Origin of the sequence: Endozoicomonas sp. (assembly GCF_051008435.1) — a bacterium.
Classification (GTDB): Bacteria; Pseudomonadota; Gammaproteobacteria; order Pseudomonadales; family Endozoicomonadaceae; genus Endozoicomonas_A.
Window position 1 is genome coordinate 1 of the sequence record NZ_JBPCXO010000099.1, and the last position, 9,104, is coordinate 9,104.

Genomic DNA, 9,104 nt, shown 5'->3' on the forward strand with positions numbered 1-9,104 from the left:
TATCAATGGCTTCAATAGCCCTGGTTGAATCACCCAACTGATGTTTGATCTGTTCTGGCTGAGCGGCCAATCCATGAAAGCGGGCAAGCATGACCAGACAGGTCACGGCTGAATCCGAACTGCGTACGCCATCCATCGGTCGTCTACTCCCTGTATTATTTTATTAATCCTTTAATGGCAACTATTAGACGTCACACGATGTTTATAGTTCAAGAGAAACCGGTCACATTTTTAAACATTTGTATGAGAGATTACAGCTGAATGTCAGGATACTTTTGCCCACCTCCCTCTCAATCCGTTTTATCAAAGTACAGTCAGATAAATACTTTTAGGAATAAAAATATTTATCTACTATATTTAGTATCAATATATATCAGGAATGAATCATCATGGCCAAAAGCACTACGACCGTCACAATCGATGAGGCTTTACTACAACAAGCTCGTAATATGAATGTAAATATATCCGCTGCAGCAGAACATGGGCTCAGGGCTGAAGTCAAAAGCCTGGAGGAAGAGAAGCTGAAAAAACTCTACAGGAAAGCAGCCGCAGAATTGGATGAGCATGCAGAAAAGCACGGGCTGTTCAGTGACGGTATGAGGCTATTTTGATGAGTCAGTTCGATATTTGTCGCAATGCAGGCGATAGCATAGAGCAATATCCTTACTTGATTGTTCTGCAATCAGATCTTATACCCACCCAAAAGAGCCAAATAGTAGCTCCGCTGAGCCATTCAAGTCAGTTTGAACATGCATTGAGCGTTTGCCCTCAGGTTAAAGTGAACGGAGAACAATGGCTCATAATCATCCCTCAGCTGGCCTCGGTACCCGTCACAGCCTTAGGTGAACAAGTTGCTAATGTGGAATATGAGCGCAACAGTATCCTGTCCGCCCTTGATCGTATCTTTACTGGCTTATAAGATTACCCACTGCCTTTGGGTGACTCAAAGGACGAGCCACCCAACAAACTATAAAGCAAGGTCAGGAATTAAAAACCCCGGTTGAAAGGTACCGATCCCCACGATCACAGATAATGCAAACAATAGTGGCATTTTCCACTTCTTCAGCCAGCCTCAAAGCTCCAGCCACAGCCCCTCCGGAGGATACTCCACAGAAGATACCCTCTTTTGTTGCCAGGGTTTTCATGATTTCTTCCGCTTCGGACTGATTGATATCCATGACTCTGTCTACACGACTCTCATCGAATATTTCTGGCAGGTATTCAGGCTGCCAGCGACGAATACCTGGAATACTGGCACCATCAGCCGGTTGCAGGCCAATAATCTGGATATCCGAATTTTGTTCTTTCAGGTATCTGGACGTTCCCATAATGGTGCCCGTAGTGCCCATGGAACTGACAAAGTGGGTTACTTCTCCACCGGTCTGCTGCCAGATTTCAGGGCCCGTACCCTGGTAATGCGCCAGCGGATTATCCTGGTTGGCAAACTGATTCAGGACTTTACCCAGCCCTTCCTTTTCCATTTCTAAAGCCAGGTCTCTTGCGCCTTCCATACCCTCTTTCTGACTGACCAGTTTGAGTTCAGCACCATAGGCAGCCATAGCCGCCCTACGCTCTTCACTCATGTGATCCGGCATAATCAGAATCATTCGATAACCCTTGATCGCCGCCGCCATGGCCAACGCTATGCCAGTATTGCCACTGGTTGCCTCGATCAGGGTGTCTCCTGGGGAGATCGATCCGGCAGCTTCAGCCTCGGCAATCATGGAGAGCGCCGGTCGATCTTTGACTGATCCAGCAGGATTATTCCCTTCCATCTTCAACAGAATGGTATTGCCTTGTCCAGCAGTCAGCCTTTGTAGCCGAATCAGCGGAGTATTGCCTACCAGGGACTCGATTGTGGGGTAATCCATAACTCTCCTTAACAAAAGACTCTTAACCAAAACTTCCAAAATGTACGTATAACTCTTATGATGCGTCAAGGGTCTGTCCGAGCCTATCGGTCTGCCATAAGGTTCAGTAGAGCGAGAAAGATTGTCCAATACACTTGTGCGAATAGTTGACCTATTCAAGCCAGTTTATTGGACAATATGGCCGCTCTTTCTGGACTTTAGGGCGACCCGTATAGGCTCGGGCAGGCCCTCAGCATAAATGATAATAATCCAGTCTGTACAATGATTAATTATGAAAACAACTTCCCAGACTGTTCAGCGCAGAATTCTGGTTCTGGCAGTGCTACCAGGCGCTCTCATCTCTGTTCTAATGTGCAGCCTTTATCTATGGGCGCGATTTACCGAGCTTGATCAACAGCTGATTACCAAGGCTGAGGAAATGACTCGCAGGCTAGCGACGCTTGTAGTTTACTCCATGGAAAGCAGTGAGATGCAAAGCACCCAGGATCTGGCCATTCAGACACTGGATGATACGGATATCAGAGCAGTGAGCCTGTTGGACAGAAACGGCAAAGAATTACTTCATGCCGGTCCCAATCTGCTGCCTATCGGTATGGCCCAGCCGCTTCCCGGATCGGTTTCTCTTTACACCACACACGACACATTAAGGGCAATAGCCCCTATCGTTCGGCTCAATGGCGATTCGTCCGAAACCATTGGCTGGCTTCAACTGGAATACGCGTATTCAGAAACTCGTATCCAGAAATACAGAGCTACCCTACTGGGCATTATTTTGCTGGCTCTGGCCATCGGTGTCGCCTTCTCGCTCTGTATGAAGCTCTCCCGCTCTCTGTTCAACCCCATGCAATCCATTGCAGATGCGATGGATGAAATTGATGCACAAGATCTGAATAGCCGACTTGAAGAGTCTCCCAGGAGCATCTATGCCACCTTGGAACTGGCAATCAACAGGCTACTGGAAAGACTGGCTCACTCGAGAGAGGAGTTGCAAAGAAGCGTAGATCTATCGACCAATGAGCTGCAGGAAACACTGGAAACCATCGAGATCCAGAATGTTGAACTGGACCTGGCCCGTAAAGAAGCTCTGGAAGCCAGCCGCAGTAAAAGTGAGTTTCTGGCCAATATGAGCCATGAGATTCGCACGCCACTCAACGGCATTTCCGGATATACCGCGCTATTACTTGAGACAGAGCTGAAATCACAACAGAGAGAATATTTATCAACCATCGAGAAGTCCGCCCAGGGCTTGATGACCATGTTGAACGATATTCTCGACTTTTCCAGAATTGAAGCTGGCAAGCTGGAGCTGGACAACCAACAACTCAGCATCCGTGAAGTCATCGACGATGTCCTTGCCATTATGGCACCCGCTGCTCACCAGAAATCCCTGGAATTAGTCAGTTTTGTTTATGAAGATACGCCTGAAGAAATTATTGGTGACAAGCAACGGCTCTCCCAGATTCTGACCAACCTGGTCAGCAATGCGGTGAAATTCACCAATTACGGCAGCGTTGCCATTCGAGTCATGCTCGAACAGGTTGATGACTCCGATGTCCACATTCTCAAATTTACCGTCACAGATACTGGCTCAGGTCTGACTTCCGAACAACACTCTCGTATTTTCAAAGCCTTTTCTCAAGCTGATTCCAGCAGAACAAGACAAGCGGGAGGCACTGGCCTTGGGCTTGCCATCAGCAAAAGTCTTGTGGAACAAATGCAGGGCGAAATCGGTCTTGATTCCGATCTGGGCAGAGGCTCTACTTTCTGGTTCACCATCAGAACCCGGCCTGTAAAAGACGAGAATGTACTGTTTCAGCCTGAGCCCATACCCGGCTGCAACCATGTGCTGCTTTATGAATCTCAGGAACTCTCCAGACTGTCCATTGGACACCAGGCACAGAGCCTGGGTTTAAAGGTCACCTCATTTCAGTCTTTAATGGAACTGCAACCCTACATAGAAAAGCATAACAATCACGACCTTCTGCTATTAAGCCAGGGGGATGACCACCTGCAGCGCACCATCAGAATTGCCGAGAATTATCTTCAACAGAGTCCGGTACTCATTCTTGCCATGGCTGGCAGCAGCAAGCACCCGGAAAACTTGCCATCAGGCATTCACTGTCTGCTTAAACCCGTAGCCAGAAACAAACTGTTGCTGGCCATACAGGGGATGACATCGAAAACCTCACACGGCCCGGATGTCATGCAACCTGCAAAAGCGGTGTTCGAGAAGCAACTGGACATTCTGGTTGTCGATGACAACCCGGTTAACCTGAAACTGCTGGAAACCATTCTTTTGAAGATGGATCAGTCCGTAGCGACTGCCAGTAATGGCTTTGAAGCCATTGAACTCTGTCACCAGAAAACGTTTGATCTGGTGTTGATGGACGTTCAGATGCCCGAGATTGATGGACTTGAGACCACACAGCGGATCAGGAACATCAATAATATCTACAAACGCATTCCGATCATTGCCGTAACCGCTCATGCTCTGCCTGAAGAACGTAAGCAGATACTGCAAAGCGGTATGGATGACTATATGACCAAGCCGGTGAATACTCGCCAGCTGGTGTCTACTATCAGTCATTGGACAGGTAACTCGGTACAGGCACCGGATGAACCGGCAGAAGAGGGCTTGCCAGGGCAGGTACAACCAACATCGTCACCGGTTGATGAAGAGAAAAGCATTCAGCTTGCCGCAGGCAACCAGGCACTGGCGCGGGAAATGCTGGATATGCTGCTGGATGGTCTGCCTGATGATTTGAAAACCATAGAAGAAAGTTTTCGAAACAATCTCCATGACCCCCTGCTGGAACGTGTACACAGACTGCATGGTGCCAGTCGCTATTGTGCCGTACCCAAACTTCTGGAAGCCTGTCTGGAGCTGGAAACCAGTCTCAAACAAACCGCCCACCTGAACTCCCCCAATATCATTCATGGTGTTGAGGAAGTCATTAAAGCCATTAAAGAGCTTTTGGAATGGCAACTATCGAGGGAAGCCGAGGCCATAGCCTGATTGACTTTCCATTGTTCAGATATCGCCTGATGACCTTTGTTTGGCTGATCATTCAATCAAACAAGGGTCATGGGCGACATCTGTACCCCACTCTGCCTCTAATGGCAGACTGATGTAGCCTCTCACACACGAAAACCGAGGATCGATACCTCAATCCCAAAACAAAACACGATTTCTTTTTGGAGTTTTATCTACGACAGTGGAAGCGATGCTCGATCAATTCTCGAGAACAACAAAGGCCAGGGCGTGCTCAACTTCATCAGAAAGACTCAGATGAACGGCCTTGATTCCCCTCTCCTTTTGCAACTCCAGGGCATAACCCAAAAATCGCATATGAGGTGCGCCCAACTCATCACTGAACGTTTCCAGATGCTGAAAGGAAACCTTGCCAATACCGGTTCCCAGAGCCTTGGAAGCAGCCTCTTTTGCCGCAAACCGTTTGGCCAGCCAGGCTGCCTGCTGAGGATGAGACTGAAAGATCTCCAGCTCAGAATCCGTGAGAATGCGGCGAGAAAATGCTTCTGATCGCCGCTCCAGGATTTTTTTAAATCGCGCAATACTGGCGATATCCGTACCTATACCTGCAATCATTTATGGAGAGCAGCTCTCAGCATTAATGTCTTCATTTCTTTTACTGCTGTTTTCAAACCGGTAAAGAAAGCCCGACCAATAAGGGAATGACCAATATTCAACTCATTAATGCCATCGATAGCAGCAACAGGCTCAACGTTCTGATAATTCAGACCATGACCTGCATTAACAATTAATCCTTTGGACAGGGCAAATACGGTAGCTTTTTTCAGCCTTTCCAGCTCAGCTTCCATCGCTTCTGGTGCTTCGGCTTCGGCGTAGGCCCCGGTATGAAGTTCAATGACGGGAGCGCCCACTTCTGCAGAGGCTTCAATCTGAGCCAAATCGGGATCAATGAAAAGAGAGACTTCAATGCCAACCTTTGCCATTCGAGCACAGGCTGAAGCAATTGACGACCTATGCCCGACCACATCAAGTCCCCCTTCTGTGGTCAGCTCTTCGCGCTTTTCTGGCACCAGGCAAACCGCTTGAGGCAAAACCTCCTCGGCAATAGTGAGCATTTCTTCGGTGACAGCCATTTCCAGATTCATTCGTGTCTGGAGCACATTGCGAATCAACCTGACATCCCGGTCCAGAATATGACGGCGGTCTTCACGCAGATGCAGGGTAATACCATCAGCTCCCGCTTGCTCAGCCTCAATAGCGGCCTGCACCGGATCAGGATAGGTGCCTCCCCGGGCCTGACGGATAGTAGCGATATGATCAATATTCACACCCAGCAGGATGCGGTTGTGAGGAATCATGAGACAGACTTCTCCCTGATACGGAATAATTCCCGACTTTTAAGCGGTTTCTCTCCCAACAGGGGAGTCAGTGCCAGACGGGTTAAACGTTTATAACCCGGAAAATGCCGAGCGTTGTCAAAACGCCTCTCTGCCAGTGACAGTAGCAACTCTCCGGAAAAATAGCGGGACCGGTCTTTTTCCCTCAGGGTAAGAACAGGTAAAAAGCCCACCCCGGTCTTGAATTCATAGAGCAGACCAGACTGTATCTCAGCGCCTGATGCAGCATCCGAAGTAAACGACGGTGCATAGCCCGTCATTTCCAGAAGCTCCAACTCAAAAACTCTTAGCAGAGGTTGCACAGGTGCATCCGATGTCAGTTGCTCCAGTACAACACTGTACAGATCATACAGCCCTTCGATATGCTGGCCCGGCAAAACCGAGCGCATCAGCAACTCATTCAGATAAAAACCACAATAGAGTGACTTGCCTTTGAGATGAATAGCGGTTGCTGTTTCAAAACTGCTCAGGGTTTTCAGTTCTGACCGCCCCCGCCAGCTGACATAAAGCCGGGTAAAAGGCTGAACAGCCCAGGAGCGGGATTTGGCCTGGCGAACACCTCTGATGACCATGGCTATACGACCATGATCTTTCACCAGAAATTCAGCAATAACAGAACGTTCCTTGTAAGGCCTGCTGTGCAGCATCCAGGCTGCGCTCAATTCGTTCATCAGTCGAAGTCGTAACCCAGACTCTTCAGAGCCCTGTCGTCATCCGACCAGCCACCCTTGACCTTGACCCAGAGATTCAGCATCACCTTGCTGTCGAACATTTTCTCCATATCAATTCGGGCTTCCTGGCCAATCTGACGCAGCCTGGCACCTTTGTCACCAATGACAATGGCTTTTTGGCTGGTGCGCTCTACCAGAATCAGGCCACTGATGACCAGCAATGGTCCTTTCGGACGCATTTCCTGCTTGAATTCTTCAATCTCAACCGTCATTTCGTAGGGCAGTTCATCACCCAACTGACGCATAATCTTTTCACGAATCAGTTCTGAAGCCATAAAACGGGAGCTGCGATCGGTGACCTGATCTTCCGGGAAGAAATGAATGCCTTCCGGCATCAGATCATCAATCAACTTTTCCAGTTCTTTCAGGTTATTACCGTGCAGGGCTGAAACCGGAATAATGGCTTTGAAATCGGCCTTGCCTGCCACTTCCTGAAGAAACTGCATCAGTTCTTCTTTGCGTTCCTTGAGGCGATCTACCTTGTTCAAAACCAGAATAACAGGACACTTGGCATGACTCAGCTTAGTGAGTACCAATTGATCTTCTTCAGTCCAGTTCAGGCGATCCACAACAAATATAACCGCATCAACCCCTGTCAGGGCGCTGCTGGCAGCACGGTTCATATAACGGTTGATAGCCCTCTTTTCCACTTTGTGCATACCGGGAGTATCCACAAAAATGGTTTGTACATTATCTTCCGTCTTAATACCCAAGACCTGATGACGGGTCGTCTGGGGACGGCGGGAAGTAATGGACAGCTTCTGACCCAGAATATGGTTAAGAAGCGTTGATTTACCGACATTGGGGCGTCCGACAATAGCCACATAGCCACACCTTTCTTTCGCTATGGGCATTTGACCTTCAGATACTGCTTCAGATCCGGTCACGGCTGAGCTCATTGGCTGTCTACTCCCAGTTTGTCCAATGCAAAACGGGCAGCCTGTTGTTCTGCCCCACGACGACTTGGTCCCTGACCTTCACTGCAGATATCCAGGCTTTGCAGCTCACAGACGACAGTAAACACCTGATCATGAGCATCGCCTTCGATATTCAATACACGATATTTCGGCAAAGGATTCTGACGGGCCTGCAGAAACTCCTGCAAACGGGTTTTAGGATCCTTATTCTGCTGGTCAGTAATCGAGAGGCCTGCCAGTCGATCAGTAAACCAGCTGCGAATACGCTCACGGCAAGTTTCCATACCGACATCAAGATAGATGGCACCAATAATCGCCTCTACCGCATCTGCCAGAATAGATTCGCGACGGTAACCGCCACTCTTCAACTCACCTGAACCCAGTCGCAGACAGTCTCCCAGTTGGAATTCACGACCAATTTCGGCCAGTGTTGCTCCCCGAACCATTCGGGCACGAAGACGGCTGAGCTGTCCCTCCCGGGCATCGGGAAAGCGCTCAAACAGAGCTTCTGCGATGACAAAGTTAACAATGGAATCCCCGAGAAACTCGAGTCGTTCATTATTGCGGCTGCCACAGCTTCTGTGGGTCAGAGCCAGTTCAAGCCGGCTGCGATCAGAAAATGTATAGCCCAGCCGTCGCTCCAGCCGGGCAAGTTCATCAGTCTTCACTGAGATTTAGCGTTCCATTTATGTTCAAAAGTTAATATAAGATCAATGTTGTACATCAGGTGTAATCGGCGCTCATAATTAATTTCAATCGCTACCGACTTACCTTTATCCCGGAGAACTTTGGATTCTCCCTTGGCCAGTTTGATCCGATTGGTCAGAAGCCCTTTATTGAGCCATTCTCTGACTTGCGGTACACCAGCTTCCTCAACTCCCGGTTTGGTATCCAGAGAAGTCAACACTTTCGCAACGGCGTAATCATCCAGATAGATGGGCGCCACTTTGAAAGTCAACATGATCATAAAACCACCGACCAGTATAGCTACCAGCCAGCCCAAAGTACTCAGTCCTTTTTGTCTGCTTTTTGCAACGGTCATTCTCCCTCCCGCCTGGTTATTTTTATTGCCTAGGAGCCTGTCGGACTTATGCTTTCGAGCATAAATTTCAGTAGAACGAGTCGAATTATTCGATGGATTCGTGAGAATAGTTGACCTATTTAATCGAATTCATCGAATAATTGGGCCGTTCTTT

General features: G+C 48.6%; 10 protein-coding genes. 3 read left to right on the top strand and 7 right to left on the bottom strand.

What is annotated here, in order from left to right:
* Nucleotides 1-389 precede the first annotated feature (389 nt).
* Nucleotides 390-611: a type II toxin-antitoxin system CcdA family antitoxin gene (locus tag ACR2PX_RS04380; protein ID WP_433998147.1), complete on the top strand. Its 222-nt coding sequence runs from the start codon at nt 390-392 to the stop codon at nt 609-611.
* On the top strand, nt 611-919 hold the full coding sequence (locus ACR2PX_RS04385) for a CcdB family protein (RefSeq protein WP_433998148.1): 309 nt from the start codon (nt 611-613) through the stop codon (nt 917-919). Before ACR2PX_RS04380 ends, ACR2PX_RS04385 begins: the two co-directional genes overlap by 1 nt.
* Nucleotides 920-980: 61 nt before the next feature.
* On the opposite strand, the gene cysM is transcribed toward ACR2PX_RS04385, so the two are convergent.
* Nucleotides 981-1,871 carry a cysteine synthase CysM gene (gene cysM / locus ACR2PX_RS04390; protein ID WP_433998149.1) on the bottom strand — a complete coding sequence of 297 codons (891 nt, stop codon included), beginning with the start codon at nt 1,869-1,871 and terminating at the stop codon, nt 981-983.
* A gap of 271 nt (nt 1,872-2,142) precedes the next feature.
* On the opposite strand from cysM, the gene ACR2PX_RS04395 reads away from it, so the two are divergent.
* A complete protein-coding gene (locus ACR2PX_RS04395; RefSeq protein ID WP_433998150.1) occupies nt 2,143-4,887 on the top strand; it encodes a response regulator in 2,745 nt (914 codons plus the stop codon).
* 216 nt (nt 4,888-5,103) lie between these two features.
* Here ACR2PX_RS04395 and acpS read toward each other — a convergent pair whose 3' ends face one another.
* Genes acpS through ACR2PX_RS04425 form a run of 6 tightly spaced genes read right to left on the bottom strand, consistent with a single transcriptional unit; the run spans nt 5,104 to nt 8,950 of the window.
* Nucleotides 5,104-5,478, bottom strand: coding sequence for a holo-ACP synthase (acpS, locus tag ACR2PX_RS04400; protein ID WP_433998151.1), 375 nt, complete (start codon nt 5,476-5,478; stop codon nt 5,104-5,106).
* A complete protein-coding gene (gene pdxJ, locus ACR2PX_RS04405) occupies nt 5,475-6,221 on the bottom strand; it encodes a pyridoxine 5'-phosphate synthase (protein ID WP_433998152.1) in 747 nt (248 codons plus the stop codon). The genes acpS and pdxJ overlap by 4 nt, the downstream gene beginning before the upstream one ends.
* A complete protein-coding gene (gene recO, locus ACR2PX_RS04410; RefSeq protein WP_433998153.1) occupies nt 6,218-6,931 on the bottom strand; it encodes a DNA repair protein RecO in 714 nt (237 codons plus the stop codon). Before recO ends, pdxJ begins: the two co-directional genes overlap by 4 nt.
* Nucleotides 6,931-7,890 (bottom strand): GTPase Era, encoded by a 960-nt coding sequence (gene era, locus ACR2PX_RS04415; protein WP_433998154.1) that lies wholly within the window; start codon nt 7,888-7,890, stop codon nt 6,931-6,933. Before era ends, recO begins: the two co-directional genes overlap by 1 nt.
* Complete coding sequence (gene rnc, locus ACR2PX_RS04420) at nt 7,887-8,576, bottom strand: ribonuclease III (RefSeq protein WP_433998155.1); 690 nt, start codon at nt 8,574-8,576, stop codon at nt 7,887-7,889. Before rnc ends, era begins: the two co-directional genes overlap by 4 nt.
* The gene (locus ACR2PX_RS04425) at nt 8,573-8,950 is read right to left on the bottom strand and encodes a DUF4845 domain-containing protein (protein ID WP_433998156.1); all 378 of its coding nucleotides are present in this window, start codon (nt 8,948-8,950) and stop codon (nt 8,573-8,575) included. Before ACR2PX_RS04425 ends, rnc begins: the two co-directional genes overlap by 4 nt.
* Nucleotides 8,951-9,104: the final 154 nt, after the last annotated feature.

Excerpts from the sequence above, each read along its gene's own strand:
- ACR2PX_RS04380 (WP_433998147.1), top strand. The coding sequence starts at position 390 with ATGGCCAAAAGCACTACGACCGTCACAATCGATGAGGCTTTACTACAA.
- ACR2PX_RS04385 (WP_433998148.1), top strand. The coding sequence starts at position 611 with ATGAGTCAGTTCGATATTTGTCGCAATGCAGGCGATAGCATAGAGCAA.
- cysM (WP_433998149.1), bottom strand. The coding sequence starts at position 1,871 with ATGGATTACCCCACAATCGAGTCCCTGGTAGGCAATACTCCGCTGATT.
- ACR2PX_RS04395 (WP_433998150.1), top strand. The coding sequence starts at position 2,143 with ATGAAAACAACTTCCCAGACTGTTCAGCGCAGAATTCTGGTTCTGGCA.
- acpS (WP_433998151.1), bottom strand. The coding sequence starts at position 5,478 with ATGATTGCAGGTATAGGTACGGATATCGCCAGTATTGCGCGATTTAAA.
- pdxJ (WP_433998152.1), bottom strand. The coding sequence starts at position 6,221 with ATGATTCCTCACAACCGCATCCTGCTGGGTGTGAATATTGATCATATC.
- recO (WP_433998153.1), bottom strand. The coding sequence starts at position 6,931 with ATGAACGAATTGAGCGCAGCCTGGATGCTGCACAGCAGGCCTTACAAG.
- era (WP_433998154.1), bottom strand. The coding sequence starts at position 7,890 with ATGAGCTCAGCCGTGACCGGATCTGAAGCAGTATCTGAAGGTCAAATG.
- ACR2PX_RS04425 (WP_433998156.1), bottom strand. The coding sequence starts at position 8,950 with ATGACCGTTGCAAAAAGCAGACAAAAAGGACTGAGTACTTTGGGCTGG.